We start from the raw sequence: 22430 nt of genomic DNA, 5'->3' as shown, positions 1-22430 counted from the left end.
CATTGCCATACCCGTGACCCGCCGTCTCCCCCATACTGTTTGCCACCGCTGTTTCTCTCCAATCCAATCCATCAGGAGTGTTTCCATGACGATGCTAAAGACCCTCATGCGTGCTACGGCCGCTGCCGCGCTGGCCGCCACAATCGCTCCTGCGATGGCCCAGGATGTCATCAAGATCGGTGAGATCAACAGCTACAAGGCCCAGCCCGCCTTCCTCGAGCCCTACAAGAAGGGCATGGAACTCGCGGTGGACGAAATCAACGCCGCGGGCGGCCTGCTGGGCAAGAAGGTCCAGCTCGTGATCCGCGACGACAACGGCAACCCCGGCGATGCCGTGCGCGCCGCCGAGGAACTGGTCTCGCGCGAGAAGGTCGACGTGCTGACCGGCTCCTTCCTCTCGCACGTGGGCCTGGCGCTGACCGACTTCGCCAAGCAAAAGAAGTTCTTCTTCCTGGCCGGCGAGCCGCTGACCGACAAGATCGTCTGGCAGAACGGCAACCGCTACACCTACCGCCTGCGCCCCTCCACCTACATGCAGGTGTCGATGATGGTGCCCGAGGCCGTGGCCTTGAAGAAAAAGCGCTGGGCGCTTGTCTACCCCAACTACGAATACGGCCAGTCGGCCGTGGCCACCTTCAAGCAGCTGCTCAAGGCGGCCCAGCCGGACGTGGAATTCGTCGTCGAGCAGGCGCCCCCGCTGGGCAAGGTCGACTCGGGCAGTGTGGTGCAGGCCCTGGCCGACGCCAAGCCCGACGCGATCTTCAACGTGCTGTTCGGTGCTGACCTCTCCAAGTTCGTGCGCGAAGGCAACACCCGCGGCCTGTTCAAGGACCGGGAAGTGGTCAGCCTGTTGACCGGCGAGCCCGAGTACATGGACCCGCTCAAGGACGAGGCCCCCACCGGCTGGATCGTCACCGGCTACCCCTGGTACGGCCTGCAGACGCCCGAGCACAAGGCCTTCCACACGGCCTACCAGGCCAAGTTCAACGACTACCCGCGCCTGGGCTCGGTCGTGGGCTACAGCGCCATCAAGTCGCTGGGCGAGGGCATCAAGAAGGCCGGCTCCACCGACACCGAGAAGCTCGTCGTGGCCTTCAAGGGCCTGCAGGTGCCCACGCCGTTCGGCCGCATCACCTACCGCCCCGAGGACAACCAGTCCACCATGGGCGGCTACGTGGGCCGCACCAAGAACGAGGGTGGCAAGGGCGTGATGGTCGACTACCGCTACGTGGACGGCGCCAAGGTGCAGCCCTCGAACGACGAAGTCAAGAAGATGCGCCCGGCCGACTGAGCGCCGGCCCCCGGCTGACTGCGGTTTTTGCGGGCCCTTGCGCCCGCTGGCCGCTGCGGCCATATTGCTACCCCACATGCACGCGAACGGGCAGATGACCATGCCCGAGGGACAAGTGTTGCCGAAGGATCTGGAATGAGTTTATCGAGTTTTATCGTTCAGCTGCTCAATGGGCTGGCGGGGGCTTCCTCGCTGTTCCTCGTGGGCGCCGGGCTGTCGCTGATCTTCGGCGTCACGCGCATCGTGAATTTCGCGCATGGCTCGTTCTTCATGGTGGGCATCTACGTCGCCTACTCGCTGGTGGCCAAGCTGGGCACCGGCCTGGGCTTCTGGCCCGCGCTGCTGCTGTCGGCCGTGGTCGTCGGCGCGCTCGGCGCCCTGGTGGAGGTGGTGCTGTTGCGCCGCATCTACAAGGCGCCCGAGCTGTTCCAGCTGCTGGCCACCTTTGCGCTGGTGCTGGTGATCAAGGACGCCGCGCTCTGGATCTGGGGCCCCGAGGAGCTGCTCGGCCCGCGTGCGCCGGGCCTGTCGGGCTCGGTGGACATCCTGGGGCGGCAATTCCCTTCGTACGACCTGTTCCTGATCGTCGTCGGACCGGTGGTGCTGGGCCTGCTGTGGCTGCTGCTGACCCGCACCCGCTGGGGCACGCTGGTGCGCGCCGCCACGCAGGACCGCGAGATGGTCAGCGCCCTGGGCGTGAACCAGGCCTGGCTGTTCACGGCTGTGTTCGCCTTAGGCGCCCTGCTGGCCGGGCTGGGCGGTGCGCTGCAGCTGCCGCGCGAACCGGCCACGCTGGAGATGGACTTGAACACCATCGGCGCTGCCTTCGTGGTGGTGGTGGTGGGCGGCATGGGCTCCATCCCGGGCGCCTACGTGGCCGCGCTGCTGATCGCCGAGATCAAGGCCATCTGCATCTGGCTCGGTGTGGTCGAGATCTTCGGCTACAGCGTCTCGTTCTCCAAGCTCACGCTGGTGGTCGAGTTCCTGGTGATGGCCGCCGTGCTGGTGGCGCGCCCCTGGGGCCTGATGGGCAGGCCCCAGGCCGCCAGCCGCAACACCGGCATGCCCGAGGCACCGCTGCGCGCTTCGCCGCCCTGGTACAAGATCGGTGCGGCCGTGCTGGTGGCCGCGCTGGTGCTGCTGCCCTTCGTGACCACCGGCTCGCCCTACCTCACGGTGCTGATGATCGACCTCCTGATCGCGGCGCTGTTCGCCGCCAGCCTGCACTTCATCATGGGACCGGCGGGCATGCACTCCTTCGGCCACGCCGCCTATTTCGGCCTCGGCGCCTATGCGGCGGCGCTGCTGGTGCGCTCGGCCGGCATCCCCATGGAAGCGGCCCTGGTGCTGGCACCGCTGGCTGCCGCCGCGGGTGCGTTGCTCTACGGCTGGTTCTGCGTGCGCCTGTCGGGCGTGTACCTGGCCATGCTGACCCTGGCCTTCGCGCAGATCACCTGGGCCATCTGCTACCAGTGGGATGGCTTCACCGGCGGCAGCAACGGCCTCACGGGCGTGTGGCCGGCGCAATGGCTGTCGGACAAGCGCAACTACTACTTCCTCACGCTGGCCCTGGTGGTGGGCGGTGTGTTGGCGCTGCGCCGGGTGCTGTTCTCGCCGTTTGGCTATGCGCTGCGCGCCGGGCGCGACTCGGTGCTGCGCGCCGATGCCATCGGCATCGACGTCAAGCGCATGCAGTGGACGGCCTTCGTCATCGCCGGCCTGTTCGCGGGCCTGGGCGGTGCGCTGTTCGCCTTCTCCAAGGGCAGCATCTCGCCCGAGGCGCTGCACGTGGGCAAGTCGGTCGACGGCCTGGTGATGGTGCTGCTGGGCGGCATCCAGACGCTGGCCGGTCCGGTGGTGGGGGCTGTCACCTTCACCTGGCTGCACGACACCGTGGCGCGCAATACCGACTACTGGCGCGCGATGCTGGGCGCCATCATCCTGATCCTGGTGCTGCTGTTCCCGCAGGGCATTGCCGGTGCGATCAAGCAACTCTTCGACAACAAGCGCGAAGCCAAGGAGGCAGCATGAGCCTGCTCAAAGTCACCGGCCTGGGCAAGTCCTTCGGCGGAGTCAAGGCCGTCGACGGCATCCACTTCGAGCTGGCAGCCGGCGAGCTGCTGGCTCTGATCGGCCCCAACGGCGCCGGCAAGTCCACCACCTTCAACATGGTCAACGGCCAGCTGGCGGCGGATGTGGGCTCGATCCAGCTCAACGGCCAGGAGCTCGTGGGCCGCAAGCCACGCGACATCTGGCGCATGGGCGTGGGCCGCACCTTCCAGATTGCCGAGACCTTCTCCTCGCTGACCGTGGTGGAGAACGTGCAGATGGCGCTGATCTCCAACGACAGCCGCCTGTTCTCGATGTTCCGCAAGGCCTCCGACCACAAGCGCGACGAGGCCCTGGCCCTGCTCGAACAGGTGGGCATGAAGGCCCAGGCCGACCGCCCCTGCAGCGTGCTGGCCTACGGCGACGTGAAGCGCGTGGAACTGGCCATCGCCATGGCCAATGCGCCCAAGCTGCTGCTCATGGACGAGCCCACGGCCGGCATGGCGCCCAAGGAGCGCAATGAGCTCATGGCGCTGACCAAGCAGCTGGTGATCGACCGCGGCATGGCCGTGCTGTTCACCGAGCACAGCATGGACGTGGTGTTCGCCTATGCCGACCGCATGATCGTGCTGGCGCGCGGGCGCCTGATCGCCGAGGGCAAGCCCCTGGAGTTGCGCGACCACCCCAAGGTGCAGGAGGTGTACTTCGGCACCGGCAAGACCTTCGAGAAAAAGACAGCCGGTGCCGCCCCCGTGGCCACGCCTGCGGAGACCGCATGATGACGATGACAACGACGAATGAAGCCAAGGAAGTGCTGCTCGAGGCCAAGGCCCTGCAGGCCTGGTACGGCGCGGCGCAGATCCTGTACGACGTGGACCTTGACGTGCGCCGCGGCGAGGTCGTGGCCCTGATGGGGCGCAACGGCGCGGGCAAGTCCACCACGCTCAAGACGCTGATGGGCATGCTGGCCAAGCGCAAGGGCCAGATCCGCTTCATGGGCAAGGACCTGTCGAAAAGCGACCCGCACGATGCGGCGCGCCTGGGCCTGGGCTTCGTGCCCGAGGACCGGCGCGTGTTCACCGACCTCACGGTGATGGAGAACCTGGAGGTGGGCCGCCAGCCGGCGCGCCACTGGCCCGACGGCACGGCCGCGCCGCTGTGGACGCCCGAGGCCCTGTTCAAGCTGTTCCCCAACCTGGGCGAGATGCCCCAGCGCCCCGGCGGCCGCATGAGCGGCGGCGAGCAGCAGATGCTGACCGTGGCGCGCACCCTGATGGGCAACCCCTACCTGGTGCTGCTGGACGAACCGTCCGAAGGCGTGGCCCCGGTCATCGTCGAGCAGATGGCGCAGATGATCCTGGAGCTCAAGGCCCAGGGGGTGAGCATCCTGCTGTCCGAACAGAACATGCATTTCGCCGAGCTCGTGTCCGACCGGGCCTATGTGCTCGAAAAGGGCCAGATCCGCTACCAGGCGTCCATGGCCGAGCTGGCCGCCAACGACGAGGTGCGCAGGTCCTACCTGAGCGTTTGAAACCAAGGATTTCCCCGGCGCGGGCCCGGTGGGTCCGTACCGATCTGCCAGTGCGTTCCCAACCGGAGTGTCCACCATGATGATCCCTGCCCAGCGCCGTTCCTTCCTCCAATCCGCCGCCGCCTTCACCCTCGCGGGTGCCGGCCTGCCCCTGGCCTTCGCAGCCGGCAAGATCAAACCCGGCGAGCGAGCGGCGTTGATCGTGGTGGATGTGCAGAATTGCTTCGTGCCCGGCGGCACGCTTCCGGTGGCCAAGGGCGACGAGGTGGTGCCGGTCATCAACCGCATTGCCACCGCGTTCGAGAACGTGGTCGTCACGCAGGACTGGCACACGCCGGGCCATGCCTCGTTCGCCAGCACGCATGCCGGCAAGAAGCCCTTCGAGACCACGAAACTGAGCTACGGCCAGCAGGTGCTGTGGCCCGACCACTGCGTGCGCGGCACCGACGATGCCGCACTGCACAAGGACCTGAAACTGCCCCAGGCCCAGGTGATCCTGCGCAAGGGTTTCCACGAGCATGTGGACAGCTACTCGGCCTTCGAGGAGGCCGACCGCAAGACTTCCACGGGCCTGGCGGGCTACCTCAAGCAGCGCGGCATCAAGACCGTGTTCGTGACCGGCCTGGCCACCGACTTCTGCGTGGCCTGGACGGCCCTGGACGCCAAGCGGCTGGGCTTCGAAACCTACGTGGTGGAAGACGCCTGCCGCGGCATCGACCTCAATGGCTCGCTGGAGGCGGCCTGGAAGCAGATGAAGGCCAAGGGGATTAAGCGCATCCAGTCGAGCGACCTGGACATCGCCTGATGCGGATTTGCCTTCAAACGTATAGCGTCGTTAGGTCGCCTTGCCGTGCTAAAGCACTGTCTGCGGCTCCCCGCCTAGTTATCCGATTGAATCCAAATCCGCCTGAGCCATGGGCACGGGACTTGCAAACCATCGGGGGCTGCCGCCTGGCCGGCAGCGCCGGAAGCCGTTTTTGACGGTTTCGCAACACCCCCTGTAAATGGTTGCACAGTCCCTCGTGTTGCGGGGAAACTGCCACCTTTGATGTAAGGAGCGTTTCATGAAGTACCGTGGGATGAGGGATGGGCGCACCGACCGCAGGGCCGTGCTGATGGCCATGGCGGCGACGGCCCTGGGCAGTTCGGCGACGACGGCCATGGCGGCCGAGACCGGGGTGACGGACAAAAGCATCAAAGTGGGGCAGTCGGCCGTCTTCACCGGGCCTGCCAAGGATTTCGGCGTGGATTACAAGGCCGGCATCTCCCTGTACTTCGACCGCATCAACAAGGCTGGCGGCGTGTTCGAGCGCAAGCTCGACCTGGTCTCGCTCGACGACGCCTACGAACCCAAGAAGACCGCCGAGAACACGGCGCGCCTGATCGATGAGGAAAAGGTCTTCGCCCTGATCGGCTACGTGGCCACGGGCAACCTGATCGCCGCCATGCCGCTGGCCGAGAAGGCCGGCGTTCCCATGTTCGCACCGCTGGTGGGCACCACCTCGTTTCGCACCACGCACAACCGCTACCTGTTCCACGTGCGCGCCAGCTACGAGACCGAGCTGCGCAAGATCGTCGGCCACCTGGCCACGCTGGGCATCAGCAACATCGCCGTCATCTACCAGAACAGCGCCTTCGGCAAGTCCAACCTCGAGACCTGCCTGCAGATCGCCCAGGGCCTGAAGGTCAAGGTGGTCGAGTCGGTTCCCATGGAGATCGCCGCCACCGATGCAAAAGCCCAGGTGGCCCAGCTCACCAAGGCCCAGCCCGGTGCGGTGGTGATGATCGTGGCCGGCAAGATGGTCGAGGTGTTCCTGCGCGACTACCGCGCGGGCGGAGGGGCGGCGCCGCTGTACACCATCTCGGTGGGCATCACCGATGCGCCGGGTTCGGCCCAGCGCCTGAACGGCGGCATCGAGGGCCTGGTCACGGCCAGCATCGTGCCCTCGCCGCAGGCCAGCCGCCTGCCCATCGTCGTGGACTACCGCAAGGACCGCACCGACGCCGGCGCCAAGATCGACAGCTACACCATGCTCGAAGGCTATATCGCCGCGCGCGTGTTCGTCGAAGGGCTCAAGCGCGCGGGGCGCAACCTCACGCGCGAGGCCTTCATCAAGGCCATGGAAGACATGGGTACCACCAAGTTCGGCGATTTCCCGGTGCAGTACGGTCCGAACAACCACAATGGGTCCAACTTCGTGGACCTGGAGATGTACACCCGCACCGGCAGCCTGCGCCGCTGACGATTCATCCAAGGACCCATGCAGACCCCAGCCACCGTTCTCTCCCTTTCCGTCAACGGCCAGCCCTGTGAACTGCCAGCCGGCACCCCGGGCGCGGGTGCCACGCTGCTGCATGTGCTGCGCAACGACCTCGCGCTCAATGGCCCCAAGTACGGCTGCGGCCTGGGCCAGTGCGGCGCCTGCACGGTGCTGGTGGACGGGGTGGCGGCGCGTGCCTGCGTGATCCCTGCGCACGGGGTGGCGGGCCGCGCGGTGACGACGCTGGAGGGTCTGCCCGCACGCTGCCACGGTGCGGCATGCGAAGGGCTGCTGCACCCGGTGCAACAGGCCTTCGTCGAAGAGCAGGCCGCCCAGTGCGGCTACTGCCTCAACGGCATGGTGATGATGGCCGTGGCGCTGCTCGAACGCAATCCCGACCCCGACGAGGCCGCCATCCGCCGCGAGCTCTCGGGCAACCTGTGCCGCTGCGGCACGCATGTGGAGATCATCCGCGCGGTGCAGCGCGCGGCGGTGCTGGTGCGCGGGGTGGCGGCATGAGCGCATCCCCTGCAGCGCTGCGCGCCCACGGCCCGCGCACACGCGCCGACTTCCATGCCGCACAGGGCGTGCTGCTGGTCGTGCGCAACCCGCCGCCCGCCCCGCCGCCCGTCAAGGGCCAGCCCGCGCTGGTGGCCGGCAACCCCGCCGAGGGCGTGGAGATCCTGCTGGCCGTGTGGGACGACGGCAGCGTGACCGCACTCAACGGCCATGTGGACCTGGGCACCGGCATCCGCACGGCATTGGGCCAGATCGTGGCCGAAGAGCTCGACATGCCGCTGGCCTGCGTGAACATGGTGCTGGGCGATACCACGCGTGCGCCCAACCAGGGCGCGACCATCGCCAGCGCCTCGATCCAGATCCATGCGAAGCCGCTGCGCATCGCCGCGGCCCAGGCGCGCCACTGGCTGGTGGCCCGGGCCGCCGAGCGCCTGGGTGCCGCGGCCGATGCGCTGCAGGTGCAGGCCGGCGTGGTGCAGGTGGCGGCCGACCCGGCCCGCCAGGTGGCCTACGGCGAACTGCTGGCCGGTGCGCACACCGCGCTGGAGCTGGCCGAGGCCACGCCCACCAAGCCCACGGCCGACTACACCGTGGTCGGCCAGTCGGTGCCGCGCGTGGACATACCGGCCAAGGTCAGCGGCGAACTGGTCTTCGTGCACGACATGCGCGTGCCCGGCATGCTGCACGGCCGCGTGGTGCGCCCGCCGTATGCGGGGGCCGACCATGGCGAGTTCATCGGCAACACGCTCGAATCGGTGGACCAGTCGTCCATCGCCCACATCCCGGGCATCCGCGCGGTGGTGGTGGTGCGCGACTTCGTGGGCATCGTCGCCGAGCGCGAGGAGCAGGCAGAAGAAGCAATGCGCGCGCTGCGCGTGCAGTGGAAGTCCTGGCCGGGCTTTCCCCGGCAGGACAGCCCCGAAGCCCTGGCCCAGGCCATCCGTGCCAACCCCTCCACCCAGCGCCGCCTGGTGGACGAAGGCGATGTGGACGCCGCGCTGGCCGGTGCCGCGCAGTCCCTGCCGCGCACCTATGTCTGGCCCTACCAGCTGCACGGCTCCATCGGCCCCTCGTGCGCAGTGGCGGAGTGGCGCCACGACGATGCCTGCGGCCGCGCGCGCATGGCCGTCTGGGCCGGCACGCAGAACCCCCATGTGCTGCGCGCCGACCTGGCGCGCCTCATGGGCCTGGCCGACGTGGACATCGATCTGGTGCGCATGGAGGCTGCGGGTTGCTACGGCCGCAACGGCGCCGACGACGTGGCGGCCGATGCCGCGCTGCTCTCGCGTGCAGTGGGCGCGCCGGTGCGCGTGCAGCTCACGCGCGAGCAGGAGCACCTGTGGGAGCCCAAGGGCACGGCCCAGCTCATGCAGGTGCGCGGCGGGCTCAATGCCGATGGCTCGGTGGCAGCCTACGATTTCGAGACCTCTTACCCGTCCAACGGCGCGCCCACGCTGGCCCTGCTGCTCACCCGCACCATCGAGCCCGTGGCCCAGGCCTACGAGATGGGCGACCGCACCGCGCGCCCGCCCTACGATTACGACAACCTGCGCGTGGCTGTGAACGACATGGCGCCCATCGTGCGTGCCTCGTGGCTGCGTGGCGTCTCGGCCCTGCCCAACTCGTTCGCGCACGAGTCCTATGTGGACGAACTGGCCACCGCAGCCGGGGTGGACCCGGTCGAGTTCCGCCTGCAGCTGCTCAGCGACCCGCGCGCGGCCGAACTCGTCAAGGCCACGGCCGAGAAGGCCGGCTGGCTACCCCACATCGGGCCGCGCGTGCCCGGCCCCGGCGAACTGCAGGGTGTCGATGGCGACTGGGTCCAGGGCCAGGGCTTTGCCTATGCGCGCTACATCCACAGCAAGTGGCCCGGCTTCGGCGCCGCCTGGGCCGCCTGGGTGGCCGATGTGGACGTGAACCGGAAGACCGGCGAGGTGCATGTGCGCCGCGTGGTCGTGGGGCACGATGCGGGCATGATGGTCAACCCTGCGGGGGTGCAGCACCAGGTGCATGGCAACGTGGTGCAGACCACCAGCCGGGCCCTCAAGGAGCAGGTGCGCTTCGACCCGGTCACGCAGGCCGTGGACACACGCGAGTGGGGCAGCTACCCCATCCTGAGCTTTCGCGAGGTGCCGGTCATCGAGGTCATGCACATGCCCCGGCAGGACGAGGCAGCGCTGGGCTCGGGCGAGTCCTCGTCGGTGCCTGGCACGGCGGCCATCGCCAACGCCATCTTCGACGCCACGGGCGTGCGCTTCCGCGCGCCGCCGTTCACGCCCGAGGTGGTGCGCGCGGGACTCAACCCGCTGGGCGCAGCCGCGGGGCAGGGCAGTGCCGCCCCTGAAGCGTCGCCGGCCGATGTGCTGCCCACGCTGGAGCTGCCCGCCCCGGTGGTGCCCGCCACGGCCACCTGGCCACGCCCGCGCAGCCCCTGGGCGCGGGCTCTGGCCCTGGCCGCGGGCGGCCTGGCGATGGGTGCTGCGTTGCTGGGCTGGCGCCCGGCCATCGCACCGGTCGCACAGACTGCAGGTGCTTCGGTCTACAACGCCGCCACCATAGAACGTGGGCGCCTGGTGGCGGCTGCCGGCGACTGCGTGGTCTGCCACACGGCCCCGGGCGGCGTGCCGAATGCCGGCGGGCGGGCCATGGACACGCCCTTCGGCACCGTCACCACCACCAACCTCACGCCCGATGCCGAGACCGGTATCGGCCTGTGGTCCTTCAGCGCCTTCCAGCGCGCCATGCGCGAGGGCATCTCGCGCGACGGCAAGCACCTGTACCCGGCCTTTCCCTACACGTCCTTCGCGAAGATGGACGACGACGACCTGACCGCGCTGTACGCCTGGCTCATGGCCCAGCCGCCGGTGCGCTCCGAGGTGCCGGCCACGCAGCTGGCCTTTCCGTTCAGCGTGCGCCCGCTCATGGCGGGCTGGAACGCGCTGTTCCACGATGCCGCGCCCTGGAAGCCCGACCCCGCGCGCCCGCCCGAATGGAACCGCGGTGCCTACCTGGTGCAGGGCGCCGGCCACTGCGGCGCCTGCCACACGCCGCGCAATGCCCTCGGGGCGGAGATGGGTGGTGCGGCCTTCCTCTCGGGGGCGCTGGTCGATGGCTGGGAAGCGCCCGCGCTCACCGGCCTGTCGAAGGCGCCCGTGCCGTGGAGCGCCGACGCGCTGTACAGCTACCTGCGCAAGGGCTACAGCCCGGAGCACGGCAGTGCCTCCGGCCCCATGGCGCCCGTGGTGCAGGAGCTGGCGAAGCTGCCCGACGAGGACATCCGCGCCATGGCTACGTACCTGGCCTCGTTCAGCGCGGCCACTGAACCTGCCGCCGACGCCGTGCAGGCAAAGGCCCAGGCCGCCGTCGCGCAGGCAGCTGCCCTGGCGCCCCGGCCAGGCCAGGCGCAGCGCCTGTTCAATGGCGCCTGCGCCGCCTGCCACCACGATGGCGACGGACCGAAACTGCTGGGTGCCAACGTGCCGCTGGCGCTCAATAGCAACCTGCACAGCGACCGGCCAGACAACCTGCTGCAGGTCATCGTGCACGGCATCCGCGAGCCGGCTTCGCGCGAACTGGGCTTCATGCCCGGCTTTGGTGATGCGCTCAGCGATGCGCAGATCGCCGAACTCGCGGGCTACATGCGCCAGCGCTATGCGCCGGGCCGCCCGGCCTGGACCGATGTGCCCGCCGCCCTGGCGCGCGTGCGCGCAGGGCCGGCGCATCCATAGCGTTAGAGATGCAGTGAATCCGCGCTGGCACCCATGGCATCGGCAATCAGCCGCATGTCGTGGTCGCTGACGGCGAAGAGCCCGAAGCGGAACGCATAGCCCCAGCGCGCGCGGTCCTGCACGAAGTCGAAGTGGTCGAGCAGCGGCGCGATCGGCGCTTCGCGGGCGGGCACATAGTCCACGTCCTTGCGAAACGGCACGAACCCGCCACCCATGTCGAAGGCATAGGGCTCGCCGGGCTTCACCAATCCCAGCGAGACGAAGGCCTGCAGCCGGTCGCTTGCGCCCATGGTGACCGTGGGCGCGTAGTACGCCACGCGGTCACCGGGCTTTATGCGCCGCAGGGGTGCGACCTTGCCATGGCAGACCTGCATGTAGCCCGCGCCCGGCTCGGCGCAGCCACGCCGCGCATGGGTTGCGCTGGCCACCGCAATCCAGTTGCCTCGGAGGGCGTTGGTGGCCGTGGGTGGGGCCGTTTCGGCCCACAGGTGCGACTGCACCGGATCAGGCCAGTGCGTGCAGGCCGACACGGTTGCCATCCAGGTCATGGATGTGCGCGAAGAAGCCCAGGCCCGGCGGCAGCGCCTGGCGCGGCAGGGCCACCTGGCCGCCCTGGTCCACCACGCGGGCGAGCGCTGCGTCGAGCGAGGGCGATGCATCCAGGTAGACCAGCGTGCCGGCGCCGGGTGCCGCTTGCGGCGCCGTCGGCCCCATCAGCAGTGCGCCGCCCGTGCCGTCGGCCTCGGGGTCGTAGGCGAACACGGCGCCTTCGCTCGGGCCCATGGCCTCGCGGCGCATGGTCTGGCCCAGCACGGCTTCGTAGAAGGCCTGGGCGCGGTCCAGCTGGGTGGTGGGGATTTCGAACCAGGTGATGGCGTTTTTCATGGAAGGGCTCCTTGCGTTGAATGGAGCCCGCATGGTGCGGACCGCCTGCTGACACCGCTTTGTCAGCAGGCTTGCAGCAGCGCCCTCATTCTCGCGAACGGCTCAGTTCCAGCGAGAACTTGAACCGGTCCGCGGGGTGCAGCGAGACCGAGATCTCGAACACCTGGTCGGCCGAATCGAGGTAGTGGCGCGTGATCTTCAGGGCCGGTGCGCCGGCCTCGGCGCGCAGTGCCTCGGCGTGCTCGCGCGGCACCAGCACGGCCTCGATGTCCTGGCGGATGCGCGCGATCCGCCGGCCGTAGCGCTCCTCGATGATGGAGCTGGCCAGCGTCTCGGGCGCGTCGCGCACGATGGGGCCGATGTCGGCATACGCCGGGTCGATGTACAGGTCCAGCCAGCAGATCGGGCGCGCCTTGGCGCTGCCGCCTTCCATGCGCAGGCAGGCGATGTGCAGCCAGCGCGTGCCTCCGGGGCAGCCCAGGTCCTTGGCGAGCGCCAGGTCCGCGACCACCTCGCTGACCGACTGCACCGTGCGCACATGCTCGGCGCCGAAGCGCGCCAGCTCCTGCACCGTGGCGATGGACTGCGTGAAGCCGGCGCGCGGCCGCATGGCCTCCACGCGCGTGCCCACGTTCTTGCGCCGCGAGATCAGTCCCAGCTCCTGCAGTTCGTCCAGCGCCTTGCGCACGGCATAGCGGCTCAGGCCGTACTGGTCGCACAGCTCGAACTCGGTGGGCAGCAGGCTACCCACGGCAAAGCGCCCGGAGGCAATCCCCTCGGACAGTTCGCGGGCGAGATGGGGGTTCTTGGCGGCGGTCATGCGGGCAGGCTCCTGCTCAGGGAAAACCCCAGATTGAGTTTTGTTCGAACATATTTACAGTTCATTTGTTCGAACATTTATATATGTTCGTATTTTATCAACATATCCGGCCTGCCATGTCTTCTTCCCTGTTTACCCCTGCCAGCACGGTGCTCGATTCGGTGCTGTTCCGCGACGCCTTCGGCACGCCGCGCATGCGCGAGGTGTTCTCCGACCACACCCTGATCGCCCGCTACATCGAGGTGGAGGTGGCGCTGGCCCGGGCCGAGGCGCGCTGCGGCGTGATCCCGGCCGACGCGGCCGAAGCCATCGCGCACGAATCGCGCCTGGACCGCGTGGACTTCGACCACATGCGCCACGAGACCGACATCGTGGGCTACCCCATCCTGCCGCTGGTGCACCAGCTGGTGGAGATGTGCGGCGAGGCCGGGCGCTACGTGCACTGGGGTGCCACCACGCAGGACATCATGGACACGGCCAACGTGCTGCAGCTGCGCGACGGCCTGGCGCTGGTGGAGGCCGACATCCGCGAACTGCGCGGCATCCTGGCCGGGCTGGCCGCCAAGCACCGCGATACCCCCATGGCCGGCCGCACCCACCTGCAGCAGGCCTTGCCCGTCACCTTCGGCTACAAGGTGGCGATCTGGCTGGCCATGTTCGACCGCCACCAGGAGCGCCTGGCCGAGCTGCGCAAGCGCGTGCTGGTGGTGCAGTTTGCCGGGGCTGCCGGCACGCTGGCCTCGCTGGGCGACAAGGGCTTCGAAGTGCAGGCCGCGCTGGCCGACGAGCTCAACCTGGCCGTGCCCGTGACCACCTGGCACGTGGCGCGCGACGGCTTCGCCGAGGCGGTGAACCTGCTGGCCCTGGTCACCGGCTCGCTGGGCAAGATCGCGCTGGACATCATGATCATGGCCTCCACCGAGTTCGGCGAGGTCTACGAGCCCTTCGTGAAGGGCCGCGGCGCGAGCAGCACCATGCCGCAAAAGCGCAACCCGATCTCCAGCGAGCTGATGCTGGCCGCCTCCAAGGCCGTGCGCCAGCACGCGGGGCTGATGGTCGATGCCATGGTGCAGGACTTCGAGCGCGCCACCGGCCCCTGGCATGCCGAATGGCTGGCGCTGCCCGAGAGCTTCATCCTCACCGCAGGCGCGCTGCACCAGGCGAAGTTCGCGCTCGGCGGCCTGATCGTGGACGCGGCGCGCATGCGCAGCAACCTGCGGTTAAGCCGCGGCCTGATCGTGGCCGAGGCCGTGATGATGGGCCTGGCGCCGGCCATGGGCCGCCAGCAGGCGCACGACGTGGTCTATGGCGCCTGCCGCACTGTCAACGAAGAGGGCGGCACCCTGGCCGAGGCGCTGGCCGCGCTGCCCGAGGTGGTGCGCCACTTCGACCGCGCGGCGATCGACCGCCTCACCGACCCCGCCAATTACCTGGGCCTGGCGCCCGCCATGGTGGACCGCGCCCTGGCCGCATCGGCCGCGCTCGGCCACTGACGCACCGCATCCGCTTGCGCTTTCCGTTCCTTCCCACAACCATTGCAGGAGACAAGTCCATGAACACCGCCAAAGTCCTCGGTGCCGCCGCCGCATTGCTGTGCGCCGCCACCTTCGCCCACGCCCAGCAGGCCTGGCCTGCCAAGCCGCTCACCTGGGTCGTGCCGTTCGCAGCGGGCGGGCCCACCGACGCCATGGCGCGCGACATCGCCGACAAGGTGGGACGCCAGATCGGCCAGTCCATCGTGATCGAGAACGCGGCCGGCGCGGGTGGCACCATCGGCGCGGCCAAGGCCGCCAAGTCGGCGCCCGACGGCTACACCTTCCTGGTCGGCCACATGGGCTACATGGGCGCGGCGCCTTCGCTGTACAAGAAGCTGGCCTACGATCCGGTGAAGGACTTCGAGGCGGTGTTCCGCTTCCCCGACACACCGCTGGTGCTGCTGGTGCCCAAGAGCTCGCCCTACAAGACGGCGGCCGAGCTGATCGCGGCGGCCAAGGCCAACCCGCGCAAGATCAACTTCGGCAATGCGGGCGTGGGCTCCACCTCGCACCTGATCGCTGCGCTGTTCGAGTCGCGCGCCGGCATCGAGGTCACGTCCATCTCGTACAAGGGCGCGGCCCCGGCCATGAACGACCTGGTGGGCGGCCAGGTGGAGGCCATGTTCGACCAGAGCAACACCGCGCTGCCCCAGGTCACGGGCGGGCGGCTCAATGCGATTGCGCTGACCTCGCTCACGCCCATGCCGCAGCAGTACCCGAACGTGGCCCCGCTGGCCGACAAGACCCTGCCCGGCTTCGAGGCCGCCACCTGGTATGGCCTGTATGCGCCCAAGGGGGTGCCCAAGGACGTGGTGCAAAAGCTCCACCAGGCCTACCTCAAGGCCCTGGCCGACAAGCCCTGGACGGCGCGCATGGTGGCCCAGGGCATCCACCTGCTGCCCGAAGCCCAGTACGCGCCCGAGGCATTCGCCAAGCACACCGCGGCCGAGGTGGACAAGTGGCGCAAGGTGGCGACCGACGCCAAGATCCAGATCGACTGAGCAAGAAACACAGCCCATGACCCGCATCGCGCAGGAAGACCTGGCCACCAGCATCGCCCAGGCGCTGCAGTTCATCAGCCACCGGCACCCGCCCGACTTCGTGCGCGCGCTGCGCCGCGCGCATGCGGCCGAGACCCATGCCCCGGCGCGCGCCGCCATGGGCCAGTTGCTGGTGAACAGCCGCATGGCGGCGCTGGGCCGGCGCCCGCTGTGCCAGGACACGGGCGTGGCCCAGGTGTTCCTGCGCATCGGCCTGGGCGTGGCTTTCGTGCGCCACGACGGCGCCGCGCTGCGCAGCCTGCAGGCGGTGGCCGACGACGCGGTGCGCACGGCCTATGGCGACCCGGCCAACCCGCTGCGCGCCACCATGGTGGCCGACCCGCTGGGCGCGCGCACCAACACGCGCGACAACACCCCCTCCATCGTGCACTGCGAACTGGTGGAGGGCGATGTGCTGGAGCTGCTGGTGGTGGCCAAGGGCGGCGGCGGCGACGTCAAGGCGCGCTTTGCCACGCTCAACCCCAGCGACAGCGTGGCCGACTGGGTGCTGGCCCAGTTGCCCGGCATGGGCGCGGGCTGGTGCCCGCCCGGCGTGCTGGGTATCGGCATCGGCGGCAGCCCCGAGCAGGCCATGCTGCAGGCCAAGCTGTCGCTGTTCGATGCCATCGACATCGACCAACTGCAGGCGCGCGGCGCGGCCACGCCCGAGGAGGCGCTGCGCCTGGACCTGCACGCGCGCAGCAATGCGCTGGGCATCGGCGCGCAGGGGCTGGGCGGCCTCTCGGCCGTGCTCGACGTCAAGGTGCGCAGCGCACCCTGCCATGCGGCCACGATTCCGGTGGCGCTGATCCCCAACTGTGCGGCCACACGCTACCTGCGCCTCACGCTGGACGGCACGGGGCCGGCGCCCTTGCCGGACCTGTCGCTCGACGCCTGGGACGGCATTCCCGACCACTTCACGGTGGACGATGCGGTGCGCGTGGACCTGGACACGCTGGATCGTGCCGAGGTCGGCCGCTGGAAGGTCGGCCAGACCCTGCTGCTCACGGGCACCCTGCTCACCGCGCGCGATGCAGCGCACAAGCGCCTGGTGGACCTGCTGCAGCGCGGCGAGCCGCTGCCGGTGGACCTGCGCGGCCGCACCATCTACTACGTGGGCCCGGTGGACGCCGTGGCCGGCGAGGCCGTGGGCCCGGCCGGCCCGACCACCGCCACGCGCATGGACCGCTTCGTGGAGCCGCTGCTGGCGCAGACCGGGCTGCTGGCCATGGTGGGCAAGGCCGAGCGCGGGCCGGATGCGATCGCCTCCATCCGCCGCCATGGCGCGGCCTACCTCGCGGCGACCGGGGGCGCGGCCTACCTGCTGTCGCGCTCCATCCGCAAGGCACGGGTGCTGGCCTTTGCCGACCTGGGCATGGAGGCCATCCATGAGTTCGAGGTGGTGGACTTTCCGGTCACGGTGGCCGTGGACTCGCACGGGCACACGATCCACCGCTTCGTGGAAGCTAGAACGTGATCTTGACCGACGGCGCGCTGCGCTGGGCCTTGCCGTGGAACACGGCCTCGATGTTGTTGCCATCGGGGTCGAGCACGAAGGCCGCGTAGTAGCCGGGGTGGTAGGGGCGCTCGCCCGGGGCGCCATTGTCCTTGCCGCCATGGGCCAGGGCCGCCTTGTAGAAGGCCTGCACCATGGCCTCGTCCTGTGCCTGGAAGGCCAGGTGGTGCCGGCCCGTGAGGTGGCCCTGTGCCGCAGCACTTTTGGACGTGGAGACGAACAGCTCGTCGGCCCAGAAATAGTCTTCGGAGGTGCCGCCCATCGGCACCTTGAGCACCTCGAAGATGGCGGTGTAGAAGGCCTGGCTGGCCGGCAGATCGCGCACCACCAGCTGGATGTGGTCGATCAGGCGGCCGCGGTGCAGTTCCTGGGTTTCCATGGCGTGGTCCTTCGTGGGTTCACAACATGGGCGCAGTGTGCCAGCGGCCAGGGGGCGGGCGCCATCGCACTCACCCCCTGTTACCGCTGTGACCTGGCGGCTACTCCCGGGAGCCTGTCGCCCCGCAATCAGCCGCTCACCGGCAGCTGAAGCTGCTGGCGTTCTCCACATCGCCCGTGCCGTTGTAGCGCGCCACCTTGGGGTAGACGCACAGCGGGCGCGTGCGGTTGGCCGACCAGCTGGCGGGCAGCTCGGTGTTGACCACGTTGGCACCGGCACCGCGTGCCTGGGCCAGCACGGTGTCGGGCGCCTTGCCCTGTTCCACCCATTGCACCAGCGGGGCCAGCATGTCGAACTGGTCGGTGGCCGGGCCACCCGAGCAGTGGTTCATGCCGGGCACCATGTACAGGCGCGCAAAGCCCGCGGCATCGCCCTTGTGGTGGGCCTGCAACCGGTCCATCCAGTTGGCGGTGTCCACGGGGGAGAACACGCCATCGGCCACGCCGTGGTAGATCATCATCTTGGCACCGCGTTCCTTGAGGGTGCCGAGATCGGCTTCGTTGGGTGGCGTCATGAAGGACCAGGGCGACTCGGGGTAGAGCGCGCTGGTGGCGAACATCTTCGGGTAGTCGGTCTCCATGCTGAAGGCCAGGGCGTACTGCAGGCCCGTGGTGGCGCTGAAGGCCGCTACCGTGGACGGCGGCGAGGTGAAGATGAAGGCCACGGCGCCGGCGTCGCGCGTGGCGGGCGAGCCCAGGTGCCATTGTGCGAAGTTGGCGCCGCCCACGCCCGGGTCGAACCAGGTGCCGGTGTACAGCACTTCGCCCTTGCTGTTCTTGGGGCCGGCGAAGATGTCGGCCAGTACGGTTTTTTGCGCCGGGGTCAGGCAGCTGCCATCGCGCGCGGCACCGGGCGCGCAGCTCGGCACATCGGTCTGCAGGTTGAAGGCGCCCTGGCAGGCCGCCACGTCGTTGACCTGGCCGTCGGTCACGCCGTCCAGCGCGTCGCACTTGGCCAGGATGCGGCTGCCCAGCAATTTGTACTCGGCGGCCGTCACCGAAGTGTTCAGGTCGGGCTGGCCGCTGGCGTCGGGAGTGGAGACCTTGGCGTACTGCTGGGCCTTCCACAGTTGGGCTGTGGCCGCCTTGGGCAGGTGAAAGCCCGGGTTGCCGGCGAGGATGCCGTCGTACTGGTCCGCATAGCGCGAGGCGGCCACCATGGCATGGCGCCCGCCGTTGGAGCAGCCCGCGAAGTAGGAGCGGTCGGGCGCCTTGCCGTAGGCGCTCTTGATCAGGTCCTTGGCCATCGGCGTGAGGCTGCCCACGGCTGTATAACCATAGTCCAGCCGGGCCTGCGGGTCCACGCCGAAGAACGGAGTGGGTGCGCTGTGCCCCGCGTCGGAGCTGAGCACCGCGAAGCCCTGGCTCAGCGCCGGCGCGACGGGTGCCGCGCCGCTGGTCGCGCCCAGCGCGGTGACCACGCTGCCATCGAGTCCGCCATTGGCCTGGTAGAGGAAGCGGCCGTTCCAGGCCGCGGGCATGCGCATCTCGAAGCCGATGGCATAGCTCGCGCCATCGACGGCGCTGGTGCGCTGGTTCATCGCGCCCTTGACCAGGCAGTGCGCCGGGATGGGGGTGTTCACGCCGGTCGCCTTGAGCTCGCCCTCGGCCACGGGCACGGCGGAGGCGATGCGCGTGTTGGGCAGCGCCAGCGTGGTGGCCAGGTTGGCGCAGGACTGCAGCGTGCCCGGCGAGGCCGCAGACAGTTGCCGCAGCCCACCGTCCGATCCGCCGCAGCCGGCGACCAGCAGTGCCGCCGCGGGCAATGCCGCCAGTGCCAGGGGGCGGCCCAGGCCGTGCAGGTTCCAGATACCCTCGTTCCTCTTCATGGTGTTGTCTCCTCGTGTGTTGTCGCAAGGCGCAGGCAGGCAGACCCGCAGCGCGGCCTCGAAGCGCTGTGGGATGGGGAAAGCGAAGACAGAAAAGGCGTGGACCGTCAGGCGGCAGCCATGGCGGGCGCCTGACGTCGATGGACGTCGGCAGCGGCGGTGGACAGGCGCTGGCGGATGATGGCCAGGCGCATGTCGAATTCGGGCAGCACCCAGGTGGCGAAGGCACGGGCCGGCTCGGCCCAGCGCGGGCCCTGGCTGGCGGGGGTGGCCGCAATGCGGGCCCAGGCCCATTCCAGCAGCACCAGGGCCACGGCGCGCAGGTAGTCGTCGGCCACCCAGTACGGGAGCTGCGGATCGGTGGCTGCCGTGGCCGCCAGGGCGCGCGTGGTGTCGGCCAGCGCATTGCGCCGGGTGTTGGCCGCTTCATCCTGCGGCAGGCCATGGCGCAGCGATGCGAGCAGGGCGCACAGGCCCTGGCCGCCATCGGCCAGCACCTTGCGCACCAGCAGGTCGAGGGCCTGGATCTCGTTGGTGCCCTCGTAGATCATGGCCACGCGGGCGTCGCGCACGACCTGCTCGATGCCCCACTCGCGCACATAGCCGTGGCCGCCAAAGACCTGCAGGCAGGCGCTTGCGCCGTGGAAGGCCTGGTCGGTCAGCGCGGCCTTGAGCACGGGCGTGACCAGCGCGCACCAGCGCTGGGCCACGGCGCGCTCGGTGGCATCGGGGTGGTGCCGCGCCCCATCGAGCTGCAGGGCGGTGTGGTAGGCCAGCACGCGCCCGCCGTCGATCCAGGCGCGCTGCGTCTGCAGGATGCGGCGCATGGCGGGGTGCTCGGCAATCGGGTCGGGGCCGGTGGGGGCGTTGCTGCCGGCGGCCCTGGGCGCACGCATCTGCCGGCGCTCCTGCGCATAGGCGCTGGCTTTCTGCCAGGCCGCCTCGAGCAGGCCCAGGCCCTGCAGGCCCACATGCAGGCGCGCAGCGTTCATCATCACGAACATGGCGGCCAGGCCCTTGTGCGGCTCGCCCACCAGCCAGCCCGTGGCATCGTCGAAGCGCATCACGCAGGTGGGGCTGCCGTGCAGGCCCATCTTTTCCTCGATGCGTTCGCACACCACGGCATTGCGCTCGCCGCCCGGCAGCCGCTTGGGCACGAGGAACAGCGAAAGGCCTTTGGGGCCGGCCGGTGCGCCGGGCAGGCGCGCCAGCACCAGGTGCACGATGTTGTCGGTGAGGTCGTGCTCGCCGCCGGAGATGAAGATCTTGCTGCCGTTCACGCGCACGCTGCCGTCGGCCTGCGGCACGCCGCGCGTGCGCACCAGGCCCAGGTCGCTGCCCGCACGGGCCTCGGTCAGGCACATGGTGGCCAGCCACTCGCCGCTGGCGATCTTCGGCAGGTACGCAGTCTTCAGGGCGTCGTTGCCATGGTGGCGTAGGCATTCGTAGGCACCATGCAACAGCCCGGGGGCCATGGTCCAGCCGTGGTTGGCACCGGCCAGCCATTCGAACAGCACGCATTCGAGCACTGCGGGCAGGCCCTGGCCACCGTCCTCGGGTGCGCAGGCCAGCGAGGGCCAGCCGGCCTGCCAGAAGGCCTGGTAGGCCGCGCGAAAGCCGGCGGGCGTGGTGACGGTGCCGGCTTCGAAGCGGCAGCCTTCTTCATCGCCGATGCGCTGCAGCGGAGCGATGGCGCTGTCGACGAACTTCGCGGCCTCGTCCAGCACCTGCGCCGCGAGGTCGCCATCGGTGTCGGCAAACGGTGCCAGCGCCTGCCACTGCGCAGGGGCCTGGAGCACCTCGGACAGCAGGTGCTGGATATCGGCCAGGGTCTGGTGTGCTTGCATGCGGGTCGTGCTTCCAATATCCGTCGTGTACCTGCGGCTTGGCAACTGGCGCGGCCAAAGACCAGCGCCACCGGGGCGTCCCTCCAGGGGACGCCAATCCAGACTCAGGATTCCGAAGTGAACCCGATCTGCTTGACCAGCGGGCCCCAGCGCTCGAACTCGGCCTTCTGGTCGGCCAGCATCTCCTGCTGCGTGCTGCCGTGGGCCACCAGGCCAACGATGCCCAGCGCGTCGATCACGGTCTTGTCCTTGAGCGCGCCGGTGATGGCGGCATTGGCACTGGCCAGCGTGGCGGCGGGCGTCTTGGCCGGGGCGTAGAAGCCGAACCATTCCTCGGAGGTCACGTCGGGGTAGCCCAGCTCGATGAAGGTGGGCACATCGGGCAGGTAGGGCGAGCGCTTCTTGCCCGAGGTGGCCAGCACGCGCACGCGGCCGGTCTTCATGTACTGCAGGTAGTCGCCGCTGGGGTTCATGGCTGCAGCGATCTGGCCGCCCACCAGGTCGGTGATGCTGGGCACGGTGCCACGGTAGGGCACGTGCTTGAGATCCACTGCCGCACGGATGCCCAGCAGCGCGCCCAGCAGGTGGGGCATGGAGCCCGCGCCGGGCGAGCCGTAGCTGGCCTTGTCCGGATTCGCCTTGGCCCAGGCCAGGAAGTCCTTGAGCGTCTTCACCTCGGCCGGCACGGCCGGGCCCACGGCCAGGCCGTGGTGCATGATCGCGCCGATGGAGACGGGCACCACGTCCTCGGGCTTGTAGCTGAGCTTGGGGTAGATGTGCGGGTACACCGACAGGGCCGACACCGGTGCCAGGGTGAGCACCGAACCATCGGCGGGGGAGTTCTTCAGCGTTTCCACCGCAATGCGGCCACCGGCGCCCGGCTTGTTCTCGACGAAGCCCGGGTTCTTGCTGTAGGCCGTGCCGCCCAGCTTCTCGGCCACGCGGCGGGCCACGCTGTCGCCCGCGCTGCCGGCCGGAAAACCGTACATGATCTTGACCTGGTCCAGCGCCTGCGCGAAGGAGGACAGGGGATAAAGCGCCGCGAGGGCGGCGGCGCTGCCCAGGGTGTGAACAAAGTGGCGTCGTGTCGTCGTCATGGTTGTCTCCGGTATAGGTATGGTGTGTTGACGGGGCGGGGAAC

At 69.3% G+C, this 22430-nt stretch carries 18 protein-coding genes; 11 read left to right on the top strand and 7 right to left on the bottom strand.

Features of this window, described 5'->3' with window-relative positions:
* The first annotated feature begins 91 nt into the window (after positions 1-91).
* The 8 genes from AC07PA_RS24560 to AC07PA_RS24525 all read left to right on the top strand — a co-directional run bounded on the left by AC07PA_RS24560 (position 92) and on the right by AC07PA_RS24525 (position 11379).
* Positions 92-1291 (top strand): ABC transporter substrate-binding protein, encoded by a 1200-nt coding sequence (locus AC07PA_RS24560; protein ID WP_085947265.1) that lies wholly within the window; start codon positions 92-94, stop codon positions 1289-1291.
* 135 nt (positions 1292-1426) lie between these two features.
* Positions 1427-3322: an ABC transporter permease gene (locus tag AC07PA_RS24555; protein ID WP_494608920.1), complete on the top strand. Its 1896-nt coding sequence runs from the start codon at positions 1427-1429 to the stop codon at positions 3320-3322.
* Positions 3319-4119 carry an ABC transporter ATP-binding protein gene (locus AC07PA_RS24550; RefSeq protein ID WP_007849396.1) on the top strand — a complete coding sequence of 267 codons (801 nt, stop codon included), beginning with the start codon at positions 3319-3321 and terminating at the stop codon, positions 4117-4119. Before AC07PA_RS24555 ends, AC07PA_RS24550 begins: the two co-directional genes overlap by 4 nt.
* The gene (locus tag AC07PA_RS24545) at positions 4116-4871 is read left to right on the top strand and encodes an ABC transporter ATP-binding protein (protein WP_494608921.1); all 756 of its coding nucleotides are present in this window, start codon (positions 4116-4118) and stop codon (positions 4869-4871) included. The genes AC07PA_RS24550 and AC07PA_RS24545 overlap by 4 nt, the downstream gene beginning before the upstream one ends.
* A gap of 79 nt (positions 4872-4950) precedes the next feature.
* Positions 4951-5676, top strand: a complete 726-nt coding sequence (gene pncA / locus AC07PA_RS24540) for a bifunctional nicotinamidase/pyrazinamidase (protein WP_494609026.1) — start codon at positions 4951-4953, stop codon at positions 5674-5676.
* 259 nt (positions 5677-5935) lie between these two features.
* Complete coding sequence (locus tag AC07PA_RS24535; RefSeq protein WP_494608922.1) at positions 5936-7114, top strand: ABC transporter substrate-binding protein; 1179 nt, start codon at positions 5936-5938, stop codon at positions 7112-7114.
* Positions 7115-7132: 18 nt separating this feature from the next.
* Entirely contained in the window at positions 7133-7651 is a 519-nt protein-coding gene (locus AC07PA_RS24530; RefSeq protein ID WP_494608924.1) for a (2Fe-2S)-binding protein, read from the top strand.
* Positions 7648-11379, top strand: coding sequence for a molybdopterin cofactor-binding domain-containing protein (locus AC07PA_RS24525; RefSeq protein ID WP_494608925.1), 3732 nt, complete (start codon positions 7648-7650; stop codon positions 11377-11379). The genes AC07PA_RS24530 and AC07PA_RS24525 overlap by 4 nt, the downstream gene beginning before the upstream one ends.
* A gap of 2 nt (positions 11380-11381) precedes the next feature.
* On the opposite strand, the gene AC07PA_RS24520 is transcribed toward AC07PA_RS24525, so the two are convergent.
* The 3 genes from AC07PA_RS24520 to AC07PA_RS24510 form a co-directional block, all read right to left on the bottom strand.
* Positions 11382-11927, bottom strand: coding sequence for an EVE domain-containing protein (locus AC07PA_RS24520; RefSeq protein ID WP_494608926.1), 546 nt, complete (start codon positions 11925-11927; stop codon positions 11382-11384).
* Positions 11884-12264 (bottom strand): VOC family protein, encoded by a 381-nt coding sequence (locus tag AC07PA_RS24515; RefSeq protein ID WP_494608927.1) that lies wholly within the window; start codon positions 12262-12264, stop codon positions 11884-11886. Before AC07PA_RS24515 ends, AC07PA_RS24520 begins: the two co-directional genes overlap by 44 nt.
* Positions 12265-12349: 85 nt before the next feature.
* A complete protein-coding gene (locus AC07PA_RS24510; protein WP_494608928.1) occupies positions 12350-13084 on the bottom strand; it encodes a GntR family transcriptional regulator in 735 nt (244 codons plus the stop codon).
* Between the two features lie 116 nt (positions 13085-13200).
* Between AC07PA_RS24510 and pcaB the strand changes: the two genes are divergently transcribed.
* The 3 genes from pcaB to AC07PA_RS24495 are packed head-to-tail and all read left to right on the top strand — an operon-like array spanning position 13201 to position 17136.
* Complete coding sequence (pcaB, locus tag AC07PA_RS24505) at positions 13201-14577, top strand: 3-carboxy-cis,cis-muconate cycloisomerase (protein ID WP_494608929.1); 1377 nt, start codon at positions 13201-13203, stop codon at positions 14575-14577.
* A 59-nt stretch (positions 14578-14636) separates the two neighbouring features.
* Entirely contained in the window at positions 14637-15620 is a 984-nt protein-coding gene (locus AC07PA_RS24500; RefSeq protein WP_007849375.1) for a tripartite tricarboxylate transporter substrate-binding protein, read from the top strand.
* Between the two features lie 16 nt (positions 15621-15636).
* On the top strand, positions 15637-17136 hold the full coding sequence (locus tag AC07PA_RS24495; RefSeq protein WP_494608930.1) for a fumarate hydratase: 1500 nt from the start codon (positions 15637-15639) through the stop codon (positions 17134-17136).
* Here AC07PA_RS24495 and AC07PA_RS24490 read toward each other — a convergent pair.
* From AC07PA_RS24490 to AC07PA_RS24475, 4 genes are all read right to left on the bottom strand, one after another.
* Complete coding sequence (locus AC07PA_RS24490) at positions 17126-17554, bottom strand: VOC family protein (protein WP_494608931.1); 429 nt, start codon at positions 17552-17554, stop codon at positions 17126-17128. The two genes, AC07PA_RS24495 and AC07PA_RS24490, sit on opposite strands and share 11 nt — an antisense overlap.
* A gap of 136 nt (positions 17555-17690) precedes the next feature.
* On the bottom strand, positions 17691-19442 hold the full coding sequence (locus AC07PA_RS24485) for a tannase/feruloyl esterase family alpha/beta hydrolase (RefSeq protein ID WP_494608932.1): 1752 nt from the start codon (positions 19440-19442) through the stop codon (positions 17691-17693).
* Positions 19443-19549: 107 nt separating this feature from the next.
* On the bottom strand, positions 19550-21289 hold the full coding sequence (locus tag AC07PA_RS24480) for an acyl-CoA dehydrogenase family protein (RefSeq protein WP_494608933.1): 1740 nt from the start codon (positions 21287-21289) through the stop codon (positions 19550-19552).
* 104 nt (positions 21290-21393) lie between these two features.
* Positions 21394-22386, bottom strand: coding sequence for a Bug family tripartite tricarboxylate transporter substrate binding protein (locus tag AC07PA_RS24475; protein WP_145694337.1), 993 nt, complete (start codon positions 22384-22386; stop codon positions 21394-21396).
* Between the last annotated feature and the right edge of the window lie 44 nt (positions 22387-22430).

The organism is Acidovorax sp. GW821-FHT09B03, assembly GCF_059418305.1.
Note: the sequence above shows the minus strand (reverse complement) of the source record. Positions and strands in the feature narration are given on the sequence as shown.

What these genes read in the sequence shown, in the direction of transcription:
- AC07PA_RS24560 (WP_085947265.1), top strand. Translation starts at nt 92, where the DNA reads ATGCTAAAGACCCTCATGCGTGCTACGGCCGCTGCCGCGCTGGCCGCC.
- AC07PA_RS24555 (WP_494608920.1), top strand. Translation starts at nt 1,427, where the DNA reads ATGAGTTTATCGAGTTTTATCGTTCAGCTGCTCAATGGGCTGGCGGGG.
- AC07PA_RS24550 (WP_007849396.1), top strand. Translation starts at nt 3,319, where the DNA reads ATGAGCCTGCTCAAAGTCACCGGCCTGGGCAAGTCCTTCGGCGGAGTC.
- AC07PA_RS24545 (WP_494608921.1), top strand. Translation starts at nt 4,116, where the DNA reads ATGATGACGATGACAACGACGAATGAAGCCAAGGAAGTGCTGCTCGAG.
- pncA (WP_494609026.1), top strand. Translation starts at nt 4,951, where the DNA reads ATGATCCCTGCCCAGCGCCGTTCCTTCCTCCAATCCGCCGCCGCCTTC.
- AC07PA_RS24535 (WP_494608922.1), top strand. Translation starts at nt 5,936, where the DNA reads ATGAAGTACCGTGGGATGAGGGATGGGCGCACCGACCGCAGGGCCGTG.
- AC07PA_RS24530 (WP_494608924.1), top strand. Translation starts at nt 7,133, where the DNA reads ATGCAGACCCCAGCCACCGTTCTCTCCCTTTCCGTCAACGGCCAGCCC.
- AC07PA_RS24525 (WP_494608925.1), top strand. Translation starts at nt 7,648, where the DNA reads ATGAGCGCATCCCCTGCAGCGCTGCGCGCCCACGGCCCGCGCACACGC.
- AC07PA_RS24520 (WP_494608926.1), bottom strand. Translation starts at nt 11,927, where the DNA reads ATGACCTGGATGGCAACCGTGTCGGCCTGCACGCACTGGCCTGATCCG.
- AC07PA_RS24515 (WP_494608927.1), bottom strand. Translation starts at nt 12,264, where the DNA reads ATGAAAAACGCCATCACCTGGTTCGAAATCCCCACCACCCAGCTGGAC.
- AC07PA_RS24510 (WP_494608928.1), bottom strand. Translation starts at nt 13,084, where the DNA reads ATGACCGCCGCCAAGAACCCCCATCTCGCCCGCGAACTGTCCGAGGGG.
- pcaB (WP_494608929.1), top strand. Translation starts at nt 13,201, where the DNA reads ATGTCTTCTTCCCTGTTTACCCCTGCCAGCACGGTGCTCGATTCGGTG.
- AC07PA_RS24500 (WP_007849375.1), top strand. Translation starts at nt 14,637, where the DNA reads ATGAACACCGCCAAAGTCCTCGGTGCCGCCGCCGCATTGCTGTGCGCC.
- AC07PA_RS24495 (WP_494608930.1), top strand. Translation starts at nt 15,637, where the DNA reads ATGACCCGCATCGCGCAGGAAGACCTGGCCACCAGCATCGCCCAGGCG.
- AC07PA_RS24490 (WP_494608931.1), bottom strand. Translation starts at nt 17,554, where the DNA reads ATGGAAACCCAGGAACTGCACCGCGGCCGCCTGATCGACCACATCCAG.
- AC07PA_RS24485 (WP_494608932.1), bottom strand. Translation starts at nt 19,442, where the DNA reads ATGAAGAGGAACGAGGGTATCTGGAACCTGCACGGCCTGGGCCGCCCC.
- AC07PA_RS24480 (WP_494608933.1), bottom strand. Translation starts at nt 21,289, where the DNA reads ATGCAAGCACACCAGACCCTGGCCGATATCCAGCACCTGCTGTCCGAG.
- AC07PA_RS24475 (WP_145694337.1), bottom strand. Translation starts at nt 22,386, where the DNA reads ATGACGACGACACGACGCCACTTTGTTCACACCCTGGGCAGCGCCGCC.